Genomic DNA, 18,693 nt, shown 5'->3' with positions numbered 1-18,693 from the left:
ACCGGACCATGCAAACTCGTGACGACATTTTCAACACCCTGCGCGATGCCCTGGTCGAGCTGTTCGAACTGGATCCGGCCCGTGTGAGCCTGGAATCCAACCTGTATCAGGATCTGGAAATCGACAGCATCGACGCGGTCGATCTGATCGATCACATCAAGCGTCAGACCGGCAAGAAAATCGCCGCCGAAGAATTCAAATCGGTGCGTACCGTGCGTGACGTGGTCGAGGCGGTGTACCGCTTGGTTCAACCGGCCGCATGAGCCGATTGATCGGCCTCGGCCTGCTGCTGGCCGGCCTGCTGTACCCCTTTGCGGTGTATTTCGGCATGGAGCACTTCGCCCCGTGGCAGTTCGGTCTGCTGCTGGGCAGCCTGTGGCTGGCGCGCGCGCTGACCGGCGAGCGCAAACCCGGCAGCCTGTGGATGGCCGGCGTTGCGATCGGGTTCTGCCTGCTGCTGGCAGTGTTCGACAGCCCTTTGCTGCTGCGCTGGTATCCGGTGCTGATCAGCGGCTTCATGCTGGTGCTGTTCAGCCTGAGCCTGAAATTCGGCCCGCCGATGGTCGAGCGTCTGGCGCGGCTACGTGAACCGCAACTGCCGCCCGAGGCGATCCGCTACACCCGTCAGGTCACGGTGGCCTGGAGCGTGTTTTTCTTCTGCAACGGTTTGTGCGCCGCCCTGCTCACCCTGTGGGCGCCGCTGAATTGGTGGATGTTGTACACCGGCCTGATCTCCTACGGATTGATCGGCCTGATGTTTGCCATTGAATGGCTGATACGACAACGGGTAAGAGGCCGTACATGAACTGGATAAAACTTGAGCAGCTGTTGCTCAAGGCCCTGCCGGCGCGGGCGATCAGCCACGCACCGGCACTCGATCACGCGCAACTGTGCGAACAGGCGTTGCGCCTTGCCGCCGGCCTGCAAGCCAAAGGCGTGCAGCGTCTGGCCGTGCATCTGGAAGATGCCGCCGAACTGGCCATCGCCCTGCTTGGCGCGTGGCGTGCTGGCGTCAGTGTCTTGCTGCCCTCGGATCTGCAAGCGCAGACCCGTCAGCGCTGGTCGGGTGAAGTCGATCTGTGGCTGACCGATCAAACCGGTGACAGTCGCTTGGCTGACTTGCATGAACCTGCAATGCCAGGCGCTGAACTGGATCTCGATGAGTGCCGCTTGAGCCTGTGTACTTCCGGCTCCAGCGGTGAACCCAAGCGCATCGACAAGACCCTGCGTCAATTGGCCAATGAGGTCGAAGCGCTGGAACAGCTGTGGGGCGCGGATCTCGGCGAAGCCTGCATGATCGGCAGCGTTGCCACCCAACACATCTACGGTTTGCTGTTCCGCGTGCTATGGCCGCTGTGCGCCGGGCGGACGTTTGTGCGCAAGCAACTGGCCTTCCCCGAGGATTTGCAGCGCGCCAGTCGCGAGCATTCGGCTTTCGCCTGGGTCGCCAGTCCGGCGCTGCTCAAGCGCATGGGCGATAACCTCGACTGGCCGGCGCTGAGCGCGGTGCGTCAGGTGTTTTCCTCCGGCGGTGCGTTACCGGCCGAAGCGGCGCAGAGCCTGCATCAGCGTCTGCAGCAATGGCCGACGGAAATCCTCGGCAGCTCGGAAACCGGCGGTATCGCCTGGCGCCAGGGCGAAACCCTGTGGCAGCCGTTCGCCGCTGTCGAACTGAGTCAGGACGCCGACGGCGCCCTGCTGATCGCCTCACCGTATCTGCCTGCCGGGCATGTTGAACACACCGCCGATGCCGCGCGCATTGCAGCCGACGGTCGTTTCCAATTGCTGGGGCGACTGGACCGGATCGTCAAACTCGAAGAAAAACGCATTTCCCTGCCGATGCTGGAGCAAGCGCTGGTCGCCCACGACTGGGTCGCCGAAGCGCGGCTGGGTGTGGTGCAGGAAAATCGTGCCGTCCTCGGCGCATTGCTGGTGCTCAGTGAAGACGGTTTGTTTGCGTTACGCGAACATGGCCGCCGCAGCCTGACCGAAACCTTGCGCAAGCACCTGAGCCAGCATTGCGAAGCCCTGGCCCTGCCGCGTCGCTGGCGTCTGGTGCGGCAACTGCCGCTGAACAGCCAAGGCAAACTGCCGCAAGCCGATGTCGAAGCGCTGCTGCTGGCGTCTCGACCGAAAGCCCCCGAAGTGCTGGAGCAAGTCGAAACCGACGGCGAATGGAGCCTGCAACTCAGTGTGCCGCCGGACCTGGCCTACTTCAGCGGCCACTTCCCCAAAGCCCCGGTGCTGCCCGGCGTGGTGCAGGTGGAATGGGCACTGAACCTCGCTCGCCAACTGCTGAACCTGTCCGGCACGTTCGCCGGCATGGAAGTGCTGAAATTCCAGCAACTGGTGCGCCCCGGCGATGAAATCCAGCTGCACCTGCGCTTCGATCCCGAGCGGGGCAAACTGTATTTCGCCTACCGCAACGACAGCGCCACGTGCTCCAGCGGGCGGATTTTGCTGGAGGCCGATCATGCATAACCCCTGTGCCGTCATCCCGGTCTACAACCACGAAACCGCAATCGGCACCGTGGTCGACGCCCTGCTCGCCCAGGGCCTGCCGTGCATTCTGGTGGACGACGCCAGCACACAATCCTGCGCACGCGTGCTCGATGCTCTGGCCGAGCGCGACAACATGTTTCTGGTGCGGCTGACCGCCAATCAGGGCAAGGGCGGCGCGGTGATGACTGGTCTGCGCGAAGCGTCGCGACTGGGCTTCAGCCATGCCTTGCAGGTCGACGCCGACGGCCAGCACGACCTGCACGATGTCGCCCGTTTCGTCGAGGAATCCCGCGCCTGTCCTGAAGCAATGATCTGCGGTTTTCCGCTGTTCGATGAGAGCGTGCCCAAGGGCCGTTTGTACGCGCGTTACCTGACCCACGTGATGGTGTGGATCAATACGCTGTCGCTGCAAATCCGCGATTCGATGTGTGGCTTCCGCGTTTATCCGCTGGCGCCGACGCTGGCCGTGATCGACTCGGCCAAAGTCGGCAAACGCATGGATTTCGATTCGGACATTCTGGTGCGCCTGTCGTGGCGCAATCAGCCGATGCGCTGGCTGCAAACCAGCGTGCATTACCCGCTCGATGGCGTGTCGCACTTCCGGCTGTTCCACGACAACGCGCTGATTTCCAGCATGCACACCCGGCTGTTCTTCGGCATGTTGCTGCGCCTGCCCGTCATCCTCTGGCGACGGTGGCGCACATGAGCGTCGAGACCGACAAGAAGCACTGGGCCGACCGCGAAGAACGCGGCAGTTTCCTGCTGATGAAATTCACCGCGTTCGCCGCCAAAGTCCTTGGCCGACGCCTGCTGAGCCCATTGCTGTACGGCATCGTTCTGTACTTTTTCCTGTTTGGCCGCACCGCGCGGCGCAGTGCCTGGCAGTACCAGCAGCGACTGGCAGAATGGAGCAAACGCGAAGACTTGCGTCCGAGCCATTGGCGGGTGTTCGGCCAGTTCATGGCGTTCGCCGATTCGATGCTCGACAAGCTTGATGTGTGGAACGGCAAGCTGCGTATCGAGCAGATCGAAATCATCGATCCGGCGCTGCTGCGCAATCAGTTGCGCGGCAGTCGCGGGCAACTGCTGGTCGGCGCACACCTGGGCAATCTTGAAGTGTGCCGGGCGCTGGCCGAGATCGGCGAGAAGGTCACGATGAATGTGCTGGTGCACACCAAGCACGCCGAGCAATTCAACCGCCTGCTCGGCGAGGCCGGGGCGACCAATCTGCGCCTGATACAGGTCAGCGAACTCGATCCGGTGATCATGCTGCAACTGCACGAACGCCTTGAGCGCGGCGAGTGGCTGGCGATTGCCGGCGACCGTGTACCGCTGCACGGCGGGCGCAGCGTCAGCGTGGACTTTCTCGGCCACCCGGCGCCCTTTCCACAAGGCCCGTGGTTGCTGGCCGGCCTGCTGAAGTGCCCGGTCAATCTGCTGATGTGCCTCAAGCAACCCGACGGCCACTATCGCCTGACCCTCGAACCCTTCGCCGATGCTGTGGTGTGGACACGCCGCGAGCGCGATCAGGTCATTCATCAGTGGGCCACTCGCTATGCGCAGCGCCTGAGTCACTATTGCCTTGAAGCGCCGCAGCAATGGTTCAACTTTTACCCTTTCTGGAAGACCGATGACGACGCCAACCCATGAGCCGGTAACCTTCGGCGAACGCCCTTTGCGCATCGAAGACGTGCTGGCCCTGGCCAACCGTCAGGCGCCCGTGCAGTTGCAGAGCGACGCGGCTTACCGCGAGCGCATCGCCAAGGGCGCGCGGTTCCTTGATTCGTTGCTGGACAAGGAAGGCGTGATCTACGGCGTGACCACCGGTTACGGCGATTCCTGCGTGGTCGCGGTGCCGCTGCATCACGTCGAAGCGCTGCCGCGTCATCTCTACACTTTTCACGGTTGCGGGCTGGGCAAACTGCTCGACGCGCAAGCCACCCGCGCCGTACTGGCGGCGCGTTTGCAGTCGCTGTGCCACGGCGTGTCCGGGGTGCGTGTGGAACTGCTGGAGCGTCTGCACGCCTTCCTCGAATACGACATCCTGCCGCTGATCCCGGAAGAAGGTTCGGTCGGCGCCAGCGGCGATCTGACGCCGTTGTCCTACGTTGCCGCAACCCTGTCCGGCGAGCGTGAAGTGATGTTCCGTGGCGAGCGTCGTCAGGCTGCCGATGTGCATCGCGAATTGGGCTGGACGCCGTTGGTGCTGCGCCCGAAAGAGGCGCTGGCATTGATGAACGGCACCGCCGTGATGACCGGCCTCGCCTGCCTCGCCTACGCCCGCGCCGATTACCTGCTGCAACTGGCCACGCGCATCACCGCGCTCAACGTGGTGGCGCTGCAAGGCAACCCGGAACACTTCGACGAACGCCTGTTCGCCGCCAAACCGCATCCGGGGCAGATGCAAGTCGCCGCGTGGCTGCGCAAGGATCTGGCGATCGACGCGCCGACCGCGCCGCTGCATCGCTTGCAGGATCGCTACTCGCTGCGTTGCGCCCCGCATGTATTGGGCGTGCTGGCCGACAGCCTGAACTGGCTGCGTTCGTTCATCGAGATCGAACTCAACAGCGCCAACGACAACCCGATCATCGACGCCGAAGCCGAGCGCGTTTTGCACGGTGGGCACTTCTACGGCGGGCACATCGCGTTTGCCATGGACAGCCTGAAAAACCTCGTGGCCAACGTCGCCGACCTGCTTGACCGTCAACTCGCGTTGCTCGTGGACGAACGCTACAACCACGGTTTGCCGAGCAACCTGTCCGGCGCCAGCGCCGATCGAGCGATGCTCAACCACGGCTTCAAGGCTGTACAGATCGGCACCAGCGCGTGGACCGCCGAGGCGTTGAAAAACACCATGCCGGCCAGCGTGTTCTCGCGCTCCACCGAGTGCCACAACCAGGACAAGGTGAGCATGGGCACCATCGCTGCCCGCGATGCGATCCGCGTGCTGGAGCTGACCGAACAAGTCGCCGCGGCCACGCTGCTCGCTGCTAACCAAGGGGTGTGGCTGCGGGGTCGCGATCAAGACGCCCGACCACTGCCGCCAGCGCTGGCCGCCATGCACGAAGAACTGGCCAAGGACTTCCCGCCGGTCATCGAAGACCGTGCACTGGAGAGCGAGCTGCGCCTGTGCCTGCAACGCATCGCCGCACAACACTGGAGGCTGCATGCGTAGTGCCGGAGTGCTTCACGCCGATACGGAAATCCTCGTGCCGTTCTTTGACGTCGACACGATGCACGTGGTCTGGCACGGCCATTACGTCAAATACCTGGAAGTGGCGCGTTGCGCGCTGCTCGACAAGATCGGCCACAACTACACGCACATGGTCGAGTCCGGTTACGCCTGGCCAATTATCGACCTGCAATTGCGCTACGTGCGTGGCGCGGTGTTCGGCCAGAAGCTGAACGTGCGCGCCAGTCTGGTCGAGTGGGAAAACCGCCTGAAGATCAATTATCTGATCACCGACCTGCAAAGCGGCGAACGCCTGACCCGCGCCAGCTCGGTGCAAGTGGCGGTCGAAGTGAGCAGCCGCGAGATGCAACTGGCTTCGCCAAAAGTCTTCACCGATGCCGTGGAAAGGATGCTGCGATGAATGTTTTTGTTAAAGGCTTGAGCGTACTGGCGCTGCTGGCGGTGTCGTCTCTGGCTAACGCCTTCGATCTGCAACAGCTCAGTGAACAACTGGCGAAACCGGACGTGATCCACGGCCAGTTCATCCAGGAAAAACACCTGCGCGCCCTGCCCCAACCGCTGATCAGCAAGGGCAGCTTCGTCCTCGCGAAAAATCACGGCCTGCTCTGGCTGCTGAAAGCCCCGTTGCAACAGGATTACCGCATCAGTGCCAAAGGCATTGCCCGGCGTGACGGCAACGGCTGGCAATTGCTGCCGAACAAGAGCGCCGGGGCCGAGCAAAACCGCTTGTTCCTCGCCGTGTTGCAGGGCGACAGCAGTGGCCTGCAACGGGATTTCGAACTGGCCCTGAGCGGCGATGCGCAGAAATGGAAACTGACTCTGACCCCGCGCTCGATGCTGCTCAAGCAAGTGTTCAACCAGATCAACATCGACGGCGGCGAGTTGGTGCAAACCATCGAACTGCTGGAAACCCAGGGCGACAGCACCGTGCTGCGCATGCAGGACAGCACGGCCGGCCAACCGTTGAGCGACGCGGAGCAACATGACTTTGCCGAGTGAACGCAAGCTGCCCTGGCTGTTCCTGATTCTGCTGCTGGCGGTTGTCGCCCTAGCCGGTTGGCAGTGGCGCGACGGTGCGCCGCTGTCGGCGAATCTCATGGAGTTGGTGCCGGGCACAAGTCCTGACGCTCTCGAACTGCGCGCCGAACAACGCATGCAGGAACCGCTCAACCGCGAAATGCTGGTGCTGGTCGGCCACACCGATCGCCAGCAAGCGGTGGCCATGGCGCAGACGCTGGGCGAGCAATGGCAGGCCAGCGGCTTGTTCGAGAAAGTGCAGTGGAACCTGGAAGCCGACCTGCCAGCCCTGCGCACGCAATTGCTGCAAGGGCGGCTGGCGATGCTCTCGGCGGATGATCGGCAACTGCTGATCGAACATCCCGACGCCTTTATTCAGCAACGGGTGCAGGCGCTGTTCGACCCCTTCACCGGTTTCAGTCTGGTGCCGAACCAGAATGACTGGCTGGGCCTCACCGGGCGCATCCAGAACAGCCAGCCGCAACACGGCGCGGTGCAACTGGACATCGGCAGCGGTGCATTGGTCGCCGACGCCGACGGCAAGAGCTGGGTGCTGCTGCGTGCGCGCACCACCGGCAACGCTTTCGATATGAACCTGCCGCTGCAAGTGGCGGATCTGCTCCAGCACAGTCGCGAGCAGGCGGCGAAATCCGATGTGCAATTACTGGCCGCCAGCGGATTGCTCTACGCCGCCAACGGTCAGCAGCAAGCCACTCGCGAGATGACTTGGGTCGGTGGTGGTGCCACCCTCGGCATCCTGCTGCTTTTGCTATTGGCGTTCCGCCGCTGGCGGGTGTTGCTGGCGTTTGTACCGGTGCTGGTTGGCATGCTGTTCGGGGCGGTGGCGTGTGTAGCGCTGTTCGGCCGTATGCATGTGATGACCCTGGTACTGGGTTCCAGCCTGATCGGCGTGGCAGTGGATTACCCGCTGCACTATCTGTCGAAGAGCTGGAGCCTCAAACCATGGCGCAGTTGGCCGGCCCTGCGCCTGACCCTGTCCGGGCTGACGCTGAGTCTGATCACCAGTGCCATCGGTTATCTGGCGCTGGCGTGGACACCGTTCCCGGCGCTGACACAAATTGCCGTGTTCTCCGCCGCCGGGTTGCTCGGCGCCTATCTGTCGGCGGTGTGCCTGCTGCCGGCGCTGCTGAACAATGTCGAACTGCGCCCGGCGCAATGGCCGCTGCATCTGGCCGAACGCCTGATTAGTCTGCGGGAAAAATTGCTCGAGCGTGTCCATACACCGGTGCTGCTCGCACTGCTGATCGCCTTCTGCATCGGCGGTCTGTTGCAACTGCAAAGCAAAAACGACATCCGCCAATGGGTCGGCGCACCGCAACAGCTGACCGATGAAGCGCAGACCATTGCGCGCATCACTGGCTATCAGCCGACCAGTCAATTCTTCCTCGTTCGCGCGGCCAACCAGCAAGAATTGCTCGAACGTCAGGCCGCGCTGAGCGATCGGCTGCAGCAACTGGTCAACCTCGACAAACTGCAAGGCTATCTGGCGCTGGATCAACTGGTCAGCCCGCCGAGTCAGCAACAGCAAGTGCGCGACGCGCTGAACAAACTGCCACAGGTCTGGCAGCCATTGCTTGATCTCGGCGTCCCCCTCGCCGCCCTGCAAACCGAGCTGCAACAGTTGCAGACGCTACCGCTTGAAGACATCGACGCCGCGCTGGCTGGCCCGCTCGGCGAGCCCTATCGCACGCTGTGGCTTGGCCCGACCGAGGATGGCGTGGCAGCGATGACCAGCCTGCAAGGCCTGAACAACCCTTCACTGCTGCGGGTGCAGGCGCTGGATCTGCCGGGCGTGGTGCTGGTGGATCGCCTCGGTGAGCTCAACAACGTTTTCGCGGCCACGCAGATCAGCGCCGCCGAACTGAAACTCGCTTCCTGCGTGTTGATCGTGCTGGTATTGATCCTGCCATTCGGTTTCGGCGGCGCGTTGCGCATCGTCGCCCTGCCGTTGCTGGCGGCGCTGTGCAGTCTGGCCAGCCTTGGCTGGCTCGGCCAGCCGCTGACCCTGTTCAGCCTGTTCGGCCTGTTGCTGGTGACAGCGATCAGCGTCGACTACGCGATTCTCATGCGTGAGCAGGTGGGCGGTGCGGCGGTAAGCCTGCTCGGCACCTTGCTGGCGGCCGTGACCACATGGCTGTCGTTTGGCTTGTTGGCGGTTTCCAGCACACCGGCAGTGAGCAATTTCGGCCTGTCGGTGAGTCTCGGTCTGGCGTTCAGTTTCATGCTCGCGCCGTGGGCCGGGCGTCATGAACACACGGCCACCGTTACGGAGCATGCCGCATGATGGTCATCGGTTTCTGGCTGCTGGCCCTGGCGTTGTTCGCCGTGGCCACGCGCATCGGTCGCCACTTCGGCCTGATCCCGATTGTCAGCCAGTTGCTGCTGGCGAGTTTCGGCTTGCCGCTGCTGATGTATTTCTGGATCGAACCGGGCTGGCAACTCAGCGGCGCTGAACTGATCGCGCCGGTGTGGCTGAAAAACCTCTACAGCCTGAGTTTCGCGCTGTTGCTCGGGCATATCCTCAGCGATGTGATCGACCTGCGCCTGGATCGCCAGAGCGTGAAAATCGCCGTGCCGAGTTTCGCCGTGCCGTTCACCTGTGGTCTGGCGGCTGCGTACTGGTTGCTACCCGCGCAACCGTGGCTGAACTCACTGGCCATCGGACTGGTGTTCGCGATTACCGCGATCCCGGTGCTGTACCTGTATCTGCGTCACATCGATTACCCGCCCGCTGCCACCCGGCGTCTGGTGCAAACCGCGATCCTGATCGACCTGACCTGCTGGACGTTGTTCGGTCTCGCTCAGGGCAGTCTGCATTTGAGCAGTCTGTTGCTGCCGCTAGGGCTGGCTTGCGTGCCCTTGCTGCTGCGTCTGTTCGGTGTTCGTCGGCCGCTGACCTACAGCCTCGGTTTCTTTGCGCTGCTGGTCATGGCCGAGCACTACAAACTCAACGCGCTGATCTTCGGCATCGGTTATCTGCTGTGTATGGCGGCGCTGAAAGTGCCGCTGGTCTTGCCGCTGCCGGCGCGCTGGATGAGCCGTTTGCAAACGTGGATCGCGATCCCGCTGATCCTCACGTTCGGCATCGTCCAGATCGACGTACACGCCGCCCTCGCCAGCCTCGGCGCCGTGCAATGGGCGGCACTGCTGCTGTTGCCGATTGCCAGTAAACTGCTCGGCAACTGGCTCGGACTCGGCTGGGCCGGTGCCTCGTTTGAGGGCGCCAGCCGCTGGCGCGAAAGTGTTTTGTTGAACATTCGCGGCCTGAGCGAAATCGTCTTTCTCAACTTGCTGTTGCAACAACAACTCATCACCCCCGCGCTGTACTTCGCGCTGATGGTGATGGGCCTGATCGCGACGCTGTTGCCGGCCCTGATCGGCCTGCACCGCACGCCCCTCAAACACACTGCCATCGCGCCCGGGAGTTCACGTGCCAACCGTTGAAATGCAACGTCGTCAGGTAGTGATCATTGGCGCCGGCCCGTCCGGCGCCATCGCCGCCGCGCTGCTCAAGCGCAAGGGCCACGACGTGCTGGTGATCGAGCGCCAACACTTCCCACGGTTTTCCATCGGCGAAAGCCTGCTCAGCCACTGCCTGGACTTCGTCGAAGAAGCGGGCATGCTCGACGCCGTCAACGCCGCCGGATTCCAGCGCAAAACCGGCGCCGCGTTTGCCTGGAGCGAGCGCTACAGCGCGTTCGATTTCGGCGACACCTTCACCAACGGCAAGCCGACCACGTTCCAGGTGCAGCGCGCCGATTTCGACAAGCTGCTGGCCGATCAAGCGGCGCTGCAAGGTGCCGAGATCCGCTATGGCGATGCCATCGTCAGCGTCGATTTCGAGCGGGCAAAACCACAACTTGATGTGCGACGTGAAGACGGCAGCGAATACCGCGTCGAGGCCGATTTCGTCCTCGATGCCAGCGGTTACGGTCGCGTGCTCTCGCGCTTGCTGGATCTGGAAGCGCCGTCGAATTTCCCGGTGCGTCAGGCCGTGTTCACCCACGTCGAAGATCACATCGACAACCCGGCCTTCGACCGCGAAAAAATCCTCGTCACCACCCACCCGCAGCATCGCGATATCTGGTTCTGGACGATCCCGTTCAGCAACGGTCGCTGCTCGGTGGGCGTGGTCGCCGCCGCCGAACACTTCAACGGTCGCGACGCTGACCTTGATGCCTGCCTGCGCGGTTTCATTGCCGAGACGCCAAGCCTCGCCGGCGTGCTGAACAACGCCGTGTGGGACACCCCGGCGCGCACCCTCGGCGGCTACGCGGCCAACGTCAAAACCCTGCACGGCCCGGGCTTCGCGCTGCTGGGCAACGCGGCGGAATTTCTCGACCCGGTGTTCTCCTCCGGCGTGACCATCGCCATGCGTTCGGCGAGCATGGCGGCGGCGGTGCTGCATCGTCAGTTGCAAGGCGAAACCGTCGACTGGCAAAGCGAATTTGCCGAGCCGCTGAAGCGCGGCGTCGACACCTTCCGCTGCTACGTCGAGGGCTGGTACGCCGGCACCTTTCAGGACGTGATTTTCTATGAAGACAGCCAGGCGGAAATTCGCCGGATGATCTGCTCGATCCTCGCCGGTTACGCCTGGGACGAACGCAACCCGTTCGTCAGCGAAGCGCGCCGCCGGTTGAAGATGATTTCCGAACTTTGTGCAAAGGACGCCCCATGAGTTACCTGAGCGACAGCTACGTCGAGGAAACCCGCTTCGGTTTCTGGTTCCTGCGCAGCCATACCTGGCAGCACCATGTGTTGCGTGTGGCGATCAACGATCTGCGTGGGTTGTTCAGCGAGTCGCTGCCGGCGAACCCGGTGCTGCTGGATGCCGGTTGCGGTCAGGGCAAGTCGTTCCGCCACCTGCGCCAGACCTTCGCGCCACAGCGTTTGATCGGCGTTGACGCCGATCCGCACAGCCTTGAGTTGAGCGGCGAAGAAGCGGCGCGCCAGGGCCTGGACGTCGAGTTGATCGGCAGCGATTGCGCGACTCTCAACGTGCCGGACGCCAGCGTCGACCTGCTGTTCTGTCATCAGACCTTTCATCATCTGGTCGAGCAGGAAAAAGCCCTCGCCGAGTTCTATCGCGTACTCAAACCGGGCGGTTATCTGCTGTTCGCCGAGTCCACCGAGGCTTACATTGATACCTGGGTGATTCGCTGGCTGTTCCGCCATCCGATGCATGTGCAGAAGAGTGCGGCGCAGTATCTGCAGATGATTCGCGAGCTGGGTTTCGAGTTTGGTGAGCGCAATGTCTCGTACCCGTATCTGTGGTGGAGCCGTTCGAAAGATTTCGGTTTGCTGGAGCGCTCCGGATTGCGCAAACCGAAGCCGTTTGGGCAGCGGGAAGAGACGTTGGTGAATGTCGTCGCCCGCAAGCCATTGCAAGGTGATATCTGATGCACCACATAACCTGTGGGAGCGAGCCTGCTCGCGAAAGCGGTGGGTCAGCCAGCCTCTATGTTGAATGTGCTGGCGTCTTCGCGAGCAGGCTCGCTCCCACAGGGTATGTGGTGTGGCTGATGTTAGTGCTATTTGCTTCGCTAAGTGGCTGCGCCAGCCAGGCGCCGCTGCCAACCGGCAACCCGACGTTGCCGCTGCCCTTGCAACTGCACATCGAGCGCACACAAGCCGAACAACGCCAGGACTGGCTGCTCGTCATCCAGCGCGAAGGCCCGGGCATCCGCTGGTCGATGATGGACCCGCTGGGCATTCCCCAGGCGCGTCAGCAACTGATCGACGGCCACTGGCAGGCTGACGGCCTGCTGCCGCCCAATCCGGAAGCCCGGGAGCTCTTCGCCGCGCTGCTGTTCGCCCTGACACCACCGGGCGAGCTGCTGCGCAATTACCCCACCGCGCAGCAACAGGACGGGCAACGTTCGCTGCCGACGCGCTGGGACATCCGTTATGCACAACCGTTGAGCTTCGAATTGAACCTGCCCCAAGGCCCGCACTATCGCGTCTCCCCACTCGGTGAACCGACGCCATGACTGCCTACCTGAATGCCCTCGGCGTGATCTGCGCCCTGGGCCGCGACAAGCAAGAAATCGCGCGCAATCTGTTCGCCGGCGACTGCTCGGGCATGCGCCCCGAGGCGGGCTGGGTGGCGGAGCGTGAGTTGCCGGTGGCCGCCGTACACGGTGAACTGGTGCCGATCCCGGCAGCGCTGGCCGACCAGAGCAGTCGCAACAATCAGTTGCTGCTGGAAGCCGCGCTGCAGATTCGCGCCGACATTGATCACGCGATCCAGACCTACGGCCGCGACCGCATCGGCGTAGTGCTCGGCACCAGCACCTCGGGTATCGACGAAGCCAGCCGTGGCCTGGCGCATTTCCTCCGTGAGCAGCATTTCCCGGCGGAATACGACTACGGACAACAGGAACTCGGCGCCCCGGCGAATTTCCTCGCCGACTGGCTGCAACTGAGCGGCCCGGCCTATGTGATTTCCACCGCGTGCACCTCCAGTGCCCGCGCACTGATGAGCGCGCAACGCCTGCTCGATCTCGGTCTGTGCGACGCGGTGTTGTGCGGTGGCGTCGACAGTCTGTGCAAGCTGACCCTTAACGGCTTTTCGTCGCTGGAAGCGGTGTCCGACGAGCGCTGCAATCCGTTCTCGGCCAACCGCAACGGCATCAACATCGGCGAAGCGGCGGTGCTGTTCGTGATGAGCAAGCAGCGTGGCGACGGCCCGGCCATCGCCTTGCTCGGTGCCGGTGCCAGCTCCGACGCGCACCATATCTCCGCGCCTGAGCCGAGCGGACGCGGCGCCTTGCAAGCGATGCAGAAAGCCTTGAGCCGCGCCCACCTGCAAGCCGCGCAGATCAACTATCTGAACCTGCACGGCACCGCGACCCAACACAACGACGCCATGGAAAGTATGGCAGTCGCCTCGCTATTCCCCGAGGGCGTTGCCTGCTCTTCGACCAAACCGATGACCGGCCACACTCTCGGCGCAGCCGGCGCATTGGAAGCGGCGTTCTGCTGGCTGAGCCTCAGCGCCGACAACCCGCAACACGCGCTGCCGCCGCACGTCTGGGATGGCCAGGCCGATCCCGAGCTGCCGCCGCTGAAGTGGGTGACCGCCAGCGAACGCCTGTCGTCCACTGCACCTCGCTACCTGATGAGCAATTCGTTTGCCTTCGGCGGCAATAACGTCAGCCTGATTATCGGAGACGCCCCATGACCGACTGGCCGCTCGCCGAACTGTTGCCCCACGCTGGCGACATGATCCTGATCGACAAGATCCTCAGCTTCGATGATGAGCAGATCTACACCCGCCTCACGGTCAAGTCCGAGGGTTTGTTCAACCTGCCCGACGGCAGCCTGCCGGCGTGGGTCGGCATCGAATTGATGGCGCAAAGCGTCGCCGCGTTCGCCGGATGCCACGCGCGACAGAAAGGCAATCCGGTGGAGCTGGGCTTTCTGCTCGGTACGCGCAAGTTCGAGTGCAACGTCGACGCGTTTCCTGCGGGCAGCGAGTTGACCATCCATGGCATCCGCTCGCTGGAAGACGACAATGGCATGGGCGTGTTCGAGTGTCATATCAACGCGCCCGGCATCGAGGTCAGTGCTCGACTGAATGTGTTCCGCCCGCCACAGCCAACCCAATATCTGCAACAAGCACAGGAGTCGAACGATGACTGAATCCGTACTGGTCACCGGCTCCAGCCGTGGCATCGGCCGCGCCATTGCCTTGCGTCTGGCGCAGGCCGGGCATGACATCGTCCTGCATTGCCGTAGCGGCGTTGCCGACGCACAAGCCGTGCAGGTCGAAATCGAAGCGCTGGGCCGCAGCGCGCGCATCCTGCAATTCGACGTCGCCGACCGTGAAGCCTGCAAAAGCATTCTTGAAGCCGACGTCGAAACCCATGGTGCCTATTACGGCGTGGTGCTCAACGCCGGTCTGACCCGCGACGGCGCTTTCCCGGCCCTGAGCGATGACGATTGGGACGTAGTACTGCGCACCAACCTCGACGGTTTCTACAACGTCCTGCACCCGGTGATGATGCCGATGATCCGCCGCCGTGCCGCTGGCCGCATTGTTTGCATCACCTCGGTATCGGGATTGATCGGCAACCGTGGCCAGGTCAACTACAGCGCCTCCAAGGCCGGCGTGATCGGCGCGGCGAAGGCATTGGCGATCGAACTGGGCAAGCGCAAAATCACCGTTAACTGCGTCGCGCCGGGCCTGATCGACACGGCGATGCTCGACGAAAACGTGCCGGTGGAAGAACTGATGAAAATGATCCCCGCGCAACGCATGGGCACCCCGGAAGAGGTGGCCAGTGCGGTGAATTTCCTGATGTCGGCGGAAGCCTCGTACATCACCCGCCAAGTGCTGGCGGTCAACGGAGGCCTGTGCTGATGAAGCGCGTCGTCGTCACCGGCATGGCCGGCATCACCTCGCTGGGCAGCGACTGGGAGACCATCGCCGGCAACTTCGCGGCCAACCGCAGCGGCATCCGCCGGATGGACGAGTGGGATCGCTTCAGCGAACTCAACACGCGCCTGGCCGGCCCTATCGATGATTTTGTGGTGCCCGCACACTGGACCCGCAAGCAATTGCGCAGCATGGGCCGGGTGTCGCGGCTGGCAGTCGGTGCGGCGGAACAAGCCTTGGCCGATGCCGGTTTGCTCGGCGACGAATCGATCAAGGACGGACGCATGGGCGTGGCCTGTGGTTCGTCCACCGGCAGCACCGACGAGATCAAAGCGTTCGGCAACATGCTGCTCAACTCGGTGGCCGAAGGCCTGAACGCCAACTCCTACGTGCGGATGATGCCGCACACCACCGCCGCGAATATCAGCATCTTCTTCGGCCTCACCGGACGCCTGATCCCGACGTCCAGCGCCTGCACCAGCGGCAGCCAGGGCATCGGCTATGCGTATGAAGCGATCAAGTTCGGTCGGCTGCCGTTGATGCTCGCGGGCGGCGCCGAAGAACTCTGCCCGACCGAAGCGATGGTCTTCGACGCGCTCTACGCCACCAGCCTGAAAAACGATGCGCCACAAACCAGCCCGCGCCCGTACGACAAAGGCCGCGACGGTCTGGTGATCGGCGAAGGTGGCGGCATGTTGGTGCTTGAGGAGCTGGAGCACGCCCTCGCTCGCGGCGCACACATCCACGCCGAGATCGTCGGTTTCGGCAGCAACGCCGACGGCCAGCACACCACCCGCCCGGAACAAACCACCATGCGCCGTGCGATGGAACTGGCGCTGGAAGACGCCGGCCTCACGCCCGATGCCATCGGTTACGTAAATGGTCACGGCACGGCTACAGAACAGGGCGACATTGCCGAAACACTGGCAACCAGCAGTTTGTTCGGCGAGCGCATGCCGATCAGTTCGCAGAAGAGTTTCCTCGGCCACACGCTCGGGGCCTGCGGGGCGCTGGAGTCGTGGTTCAGCATCGAAATGCTCAACCGTGACCTGTACGTGCACACGTTCAACCTCGACGAGGTCGATCCGCATTGCGGCAAGCTCGATTACCTGCGCGGCGAATTCCGCCAGATGCATCACGAGTACGTGATGAACAACAATTTCGCTTTTGGTGGCGTCAACACCTCGTTGATTTTCCGCCGCTGGCACTGACCGCAACACGTTTGGAGTGAAGGGAATGACTCAGTTTTACCGCATCGCCGCCCTGTTGGCCCTGGCCTTCGTCCTCGGCGGTTGCACCAGCAAACCGGTGTACAACGCCAAGGAAGAGTTCTCGCCGAACCTCGGCTTTACCCAGTCACAAATGAGCCGCGCCATCGTCACCGCGCTCAACGACCGTCAATGGGTCGTGCAATCGGTACGCCCAGGCATGATCAAAGCTGCGATCACCGTACGCGGTCGCCATCATGCCGAAGTCGACATCCCGTTCACGCCAACCTCGTTCGAAATCGACTATCGCAGCAGCTACGGCCTCGACGCCAAGGACGGCAAGATCCACGGCAACTACAACCGTTGGGTCAACCGCCTGCGCGACAACGTGCTCAAAGAGCTGTCGATCAACCCGGACATCGAAGCCGTCAACAGTCTTGGCATCATCAAACAAGGCGCCGACGAGCCGACCTACCTGAGCTTTCGCGAAGGCGTCAAACGCGCCACCGACGCCGGCCTGCTCGACGGCAGCGTGAAGTTCTACCTGGCCGGCGAAACCCTGCCCAAACAAGTGCGCAAACTCGACACCGTGAGCAGCAGCCGCAAAACCAACGGCTCGAACAAATCCGACGAAGACGCCTGCTTCTGGGCCCTGCAGTCGGCCCTCGCGACCCTGCAAAACGCCGCGAAAAAAGCCGACGCCAACGCCGTGATCAACATCGCCAGCGTCGACCAGCGCGACCTGTACAAAGACACCGAAAAATTCCAGTGCCGCGCGGGGATGGTGGTGTCGAGCGTGGCGTTGCGTGGAGATTTGGCGCACGTGGATTGATGGAACTGTAGAAACGACAAAGGGCGCCTTTCGGCGCCCTCTGTCATTCAGAAAGTTTCATTCTTTATTATTTAATGAATAACGATTATCGTAAAATCGTCTAAAAAACTGTTACTTCTTACAGTGTCGCAATGCGCTTGGCTGTCACAGGATGCTCACGTAGCTTATCCCAAACGACCAAGGTGATCAAAATGCCAACCCTATCTGACAAAGAACTTCTCAATCTAAATCAGGAGCAAATTAAAGATCTTGACGCAGAGAACGCCGCTCGGCGAGCAGAGTTATTAAAACAAAAACAACAACAAGAACAAATACAGAGTTCGATGCAAGGCAATGGGCATTGAAGCTAGCCCAGCAAGTTAAATTAACTGACATAGATTAATACGCAGCGTTACCCAACGGCCAGCCCCGACCGCTACGACCTGTAAAAAATGGTGTCGAGCGTAGCGTTGCGTGGGGATTTTTCACAAACAGATTGGTTGAGTTGTAGGAACGACAAAGGGCGCCATTCGGCGCCCTTTTTCATTCTGGAAGTTTATTTGCTAAAAAGTTCAGTGTAGCCATTGTGTTTTTCGTCTAAAAGCTGCTCCCAACTGGAGCATAGGAATGCGTTTGACTGCCACAGAACAGACAAAATTGTTATTAAACACCTAGATGCCTTTAGCTCAAAAAGCATCAAGCGCCATAAAACAAAAACATTTAAAAAAATACGAAAATATAGCGAATCAGTCTCTGCGCCTGTCATTAGTGACAGGTGTAGAGACTGCAGAGATCAACTAAATTACTCCAGTGACATAAACGCAATGGAGAATGGATTAACACACCATTCCTTCACAAATTTATTTATCAAAAGGGAATACCCATGAACGATATAGTCGGCGCACAAAAACTTGAAAAAACAATTCAGCAACTGATGATAGATGTCACAGCGGATGACAAGAACACCATTCGAACAAAGGAAGGAGATTTTATTTACACTGAATCAAACAAACGTATTTTCACGCCTATCAACCTTTTGGTTGAGGCGCATGGATCTGAAACTCAATTATCCATCCAGGATTTCGTATCCAGGATTAACGAGTATCTGAATCCCGCCTACGATTTTTTAAACTCGAACGAGCAAGACATTGAAAACATAAGGCGCTTCACTCAAGGATATGCGCCCTACAGACAAGAGATCAGAGACACACACAACCGCAACACCATGTTTTGCGTGGTCACGATCAACATTATTCGTTGATTGTTAAGTACCGCTCGATGCATTGAACCCTTCGGGTTGAGGCGCATGGACCTGAAACAAAACTATCTATCCAAGACTTCATTTCGATAGCTGACGACGAGTAGGCATACATTGATACATCAAGTTATGAGTGTCGGCTTAATTTCCATCGGCTACTCTTAATTGTTTTAAGGGTATCCGGTGTACTTCCGTCCGAGCCCTCTTCATTTACACGATCTACACTCATTCAAGCAGACCATCACACAACGCCTGCCAGAACAGCGAGCCCCAATCCGCCGAGTACTCGCGGTTCACTTTCAC

General features: G+C 61.2%; 20 protein-coding genes. All 20 read left to right on the top strand.

What is annotated here, in order from left to right:
- The first annotated feature begins 8 nt into the window (after window positions 1–8).
- Window positions 9–263 carry an acyl carrier protein gene (locus tag ACA069_RS02285; protein ID WP_401269136.1) on the top strand — a complete coding sequence of 85 codons (255 nt, stop codon included), beginning with the start codon at window positions 9–11 and terminating at the stop codon, window positions 261–263.
- Window positions 260–805: a COG4648 family protein gene (locus tag ACA069_RS02280; protein WP_187679628.1), complete on the top strand. Its 546-nt coding sequence runs from the start codon at window positions 260–262 to the stop codon at window positions 803–805. The genes ACA069_RS02285 and ACA069_RS02280 overlap by 4 nt, the downstream gene beginning before the upstream one ends.
- The gene (locus ACA069_RS02275) at window positions 802–2,481 is read left to right on the top strand and encodes an ApeI family dehydratase (RefSeq protein WP_497616151.1); all 1,680 of its coding nucleotides are present in this window, start codon (window positions 802–804) and stop codon (window positions 2,479–2,481) included. Before ACA069_RS02280 ends, ACA069_RS02275 begins: the two co-directional genes overlap by 4 nt.
- Window positions 2,474–3,208, top strand: a complete 735-nt coding sequence (locus ACA069_RS02270) for a glycosyltransferase family 2 protein (RefSeq protein ID WP_497616149.1) — start codon at window positions 2,474–2,476, stop codon at window positions 3,206–3,208. Before ACA069_RS02275 ends, ACA069_RS02270 begins: the two co-directional genes overlap by 8 nt.
- Entirely contained in the window at window positions 3,205–4,152 is a 948-nt protein-coding gene (locus ACA069_RS02265; protein WP_497616147.1) for a lysophospholipid acyltransferase family protein, read from the top strand. The genes ACA069_RS02270 and ACA069_RS02265 overlap by 4 nt, the downstream gene beginning before the upstream one ends.
- Complete coding sequence (locus ACA069_RS02260) at window positions 4,133–5,677, top strand: HAL/PAL/TAL family ammonia-lyase (protein ID WP_497616145.1); 1,545 nt, start codon at window positions 4,133–4,135, stop codon at window positions 5,675–5,677. The genes ACA069_RS02265 and ACA069_RS02260 overlap by 20 nt, the downstream gene beginning before the upstream one ends.
- A complete protein-coding gene (locus ACA069_RS02255; RefSeq protein ID WP_095187415.1) occupies window positions 5,670–6,095 on the top strand; it encodes an acyl-CoA thioesterase in 426 nt (141 codons plus the stop codon). The genes ACA069_RS02260 and ACA069_RS02255 overlap by 8 nt, the downstream gene beginning before the upstream one ends.
- Window positions 6,092–6,694 carry an outer membrane lipoprotein carrier protein LolA gene (locus tag ACA069_RS02250; RefSeq protein WP_497616144.1) on the top strand — a complete coding sequence of 201 codons (603 nt, stop codon included), beginning with the start codon at window positions 6,092–6,094 and terminating at the stop codon, window positions 6,692–6,694. The genes ACA069_RS02255 and ACA069_RS02250 overlap by 4 nt, the downstream gene beginning before the upstream one ends.
- Window positions 6,678–9,017, top strand: a complete 2,340-nt coding sequence (locus ACA069_RS02245) for an MMPL family transporter (RefSeq protein ID WP_497616143.1) — start codon at window positions 6,678–6,680, stop codon at window positions 9,015–9,017. Before ACA069_RS02250 ends, ACA069_RS02245 begins: the two co-directional genes overlap by 17 nt.
- Window positions 9,014–10,177: a cation:proton antiporter gene (locus ACA069_RS02240; RefSeq protein ID WP_489880409.1), complete on the top strand. Its 1,164-nt coding sequence runs from the start codon at window positions 9,014–9,016 to the stop codon at window positions 10,175–10,177. The genes ACA069_RS02245 and ACA069_RS02240 overlap by 4 nt, the downstream gene beginning before the upstream one ends.
- A complete protein-coding gene (locus tag ACA069_RS02235) occupies window positions 10,164–11,411 on the top strand; it encodes an NAD(P)/FAD-dependent oxidoreductase (protein ID WP_497616142.1) in 1,248 nt (415 codons plus the stop codon). Before ACA069_RS02240 ends, ACA069_RS02235 begins: the two co-directional genes overlap by 14 nt.
- Complete coding sequence (locus ACA069_RS02230; RefSeq protein WP_497616141.1) at window positions 11,408–12,133, top strand: class I SAM-dependent methyltransferase; 726 nt, start codon at window positions 11,408–11,410, stop codon at window positions 12,131–12,133. Before ACA069_RS02235 ends, ACA069_RS02230 begins: the two co-directional genes overlap by 4 nt.
- A complete protein-coding gene (locus ACA069_RS02225; protein ID WP_497616140.1) occupies window positions 12,133–12,723 on the top strand; it encodes a hypothetical protein in 591 nt (196 codons plus the stop codon). The genes ACA069_RS02230 and ACA069_RS02225 overlap by 1 nt, the downstream gene beginning before the upstream one ends.
- Window positions 12,720–13,916, top strand: coding sequence for a beta-ketoacyl-[acyl-carrier-protein] synthase family protein (locus tag ACA069_RS02220; RefSeq protein ID WP_497616139.1), 1,197 nt, complete (start codon window positions 12,720–12,722; stop codon window positions 13,914–13,916). Before ACA069_RS02225 ends, ACA069_RS02220 begins: the two co-directional genes overlap by 4 nt.
- Window positions 13,913–14,377, top strand: a complete 465-nt coding sequence (locus ACA069_RS02215; protein WP_497616138.1) for a hotdog family protein — start codon at window positions 13,913–13,915, stop codon at window positions 14,375–14,377. The genes ACA069_RS02220 and ACA069_RS02215 overlap by 4 nt, the downstream gene beginning before the upstream one ends.
- Window positions 14,370–15,098, top strand: a complete 729-nt coding sequence (fabG, locus tag ACA069_RS02210; protein WP_497616137.1) for a 3-oxoacyl-ACP reductase FabG — start codon at window positions 14,370–14,372, stop codon at window positions 15,096–15,098. Before ACA069_RS02215 ends, fabG begins: the two co-directional genes overlap by 8 nt.
- Window positions 15,098–16,324 (top strand): beta-ketoacyl-ACP synthase, encoded by a 1,227-nt coding sequence (locus tag ACA069_RS02205; protein WP_497616135.1) that lies wholly within the window; start codon window positions 15,098–15,100, stop codon window positions 16,322–16,324. The genes fabG and ACA069_RS02205 overlap by 1 nt, the downstream gene beginning before the upstream one ends.
- Window positions 16,325–16,349: 25 nt before the next feature.
- The gene (locus tag ACA069_RS02200; RefSeq protein WP_497616133.1) at window positions 16,350–17,153 is read left to right on the top strand and encodes a hypothetical protein; all 804 of its coding nucleotides are present in this window, start codon (window positions 16,350–16,352) and stop codon (window positions 17,151–17,153) included.
- Window positions 17,154–17,344: 191 nt separating this feature from the next.
- Window positions 17,345–17,497 carry a hypothetical protein gene (locus ACA069_RS02195; protein WP_401269095.1) on the top strand — a complete coding sequence of 51 codons (153 nt, stop codon included), beginning with the start codon at window positions 17,345–17,347 and terminating at the stop codon, window positions 17,495–17,497.
- A gap of 518 nt (window positions 17,498–18,015) precedes the next feature.
- Entirely contained in the window at window positions 18,016–18,393 is a 378-nt protein-coding gene (locus ACA069_RS02190) for a hypothetical protein (protein ID WP_497616132.1), read from the top strand.
- The last annotated feature ends 300 nt before the right edge of the window (window positions 18,394–18,693 follow it).

The organism is Pseudomonas sp. LBUM1652, assembly GCF_059716105.1.
This window is presented reverse-complemented; position numbering and strand designations above follow the sequence as displayed.

What these genes read in the sequence shown, in the direction of transcription:
- ACA069_RS02275 (WP_497616151.1), top strand. Translation starts at nt 802, where the DNA reads ATGAACTGGATAAAACTTGAGCAGCTGTTGCTCAAGGCCCTGCCGGCG.
- fabG (WP_497616137.1), top strand. Translation starts at nt 14,370, where the DNA reads ATGACTGAATCCGTACTGGTCACCGGCTCCAGCCGTGGCATCGGCCGC.
- ACA069_RS02255 (WP_095187415.1), top strand. Translation starts at nt 5,670, where the DNA reads ATGCGTAGTGCCGGAGTGCTTCACGCCGATACGGAAATCCTCGTGCCG.
- ACA069_RS02230 (WP_497616141.1), top strand. Translation starts at nt 11,408, where the DNA reads ATGAGTTACCTGAGCGACAGCTACGTCGAGGAAACCCGCTTCGGTTTC.
- ACA069_RS02200 (WP_497616133.1), top strand. Translation starts at nt 16,350, where the DNA reads ATGACTCAGTTTTACCGCATCGCCGCCCTGTTGGCCCTGGCCTTCGTC.
- ACA069_RS02195 (WP_401269095.1), top strand. Translation starts at nt 17,345, where the DNA reads ATGCCAACCCTATCTGACAAAGAACTTCTCAATCTAAATCAGGAGCAA.
- ACA069_RS02245 (WP_497616143.1), top strand. Translation starts at nt 6,678, where the DNA reads ATGACTTTGCCGAGTGAACGCAAGCTGCCCTGGCTGTTCCTGATTCTG.
- ACA069_RS02285 (WP_401269136.1), top strand. Translation starts at nt 9, where the DNA reads ATGCAAACTCGTGACGACATTTTCAACACCCTGCGCGATGCCCTGGTC.
- ACA069_RS02260 (WP_497616145.1), top strand. Translation starts at nt 4,133, where the DNA reads ATGACGACGCCAACCCATGAGCCGGTAACCTTCGGCGAACGCCCTTTG.
- ACA069_RS02225 (WP_497616140.1), top strand. Translation starts at nt 12,133, where the DNA reads ATGCACCACATAACCTGTGGGAGCGAGCCTGCTCGCGAAAGCGGTGGG.
- ACA069_RS02215 (WP_497616138.1), top strand. Translation starts at nt 13,913, where the DNA reads ATGACCGACTGGCCGCTCGCCGAACTGTTGCCCCACGCTGGCGACATG.
- ACA069_RS02205 (WP_497616135.1), top strand. Translation starts at nt 15,098, where the DNA reads ATGAAGCGCGTCGTCGTCACCGGCATGGCCGGCATCACCTCGCTGGGC.
- ACA069_RS02270 (WP_497616149.1), top strand. Translation starts at nt 2,474, where the DNA reads ATGCATAACCCCTGTGCCGTCATCCCGGTCTACAACCACGAAACCGCA.
- ACA069_RS02240 (WP_489880409.1), top strand. Translation starts at nt 9,014, where the DNA reads ATGATGGTCATCGGTTTCTGGCTGCTGGCCCTGGCGTTGTTCGCCGTG.
- ACA069_RS02190 (WP_497616132.1), top strand. Translation starts at nt 18,016, where the DNA reads ATGAACGATATAGTCGGCGCACAAAAACTTGAAAAAACAATTCAGCAA.
- ACA069_RS02265 (WP_497616147.1), top strand. Translation starts at nt 3,205, where the DNA reads ATGAGCGTCGAGACCGACAAGAAGCACTGGGCCGACCGCGAAGAACGC.
- ACA069_RS02250 (WP_497616144.1), top strand. Translation starts at nt 6,092, where the DNA reads ATGAATGTTTTTGTTAAAGGCTTGAGCGTACTGGCGCTGCTGGCGGTG.
- ACA069_RS02280 (WP_187679628.1), top strand. Translation starts at nt 260, where the DNA reads ATGAGCCGATTGATCGGCCTCGGCCTGCTGCTGGCCGGCCTGCTGTAC.
- ACA069_RS02220 (WP_497616139.1), top strand. Translation starts at nt 12,720, where the DNA reads ATGACTGCCTACCTGAATGCCCTCGGCGTGATCTGCGCCCTGGGCCGC.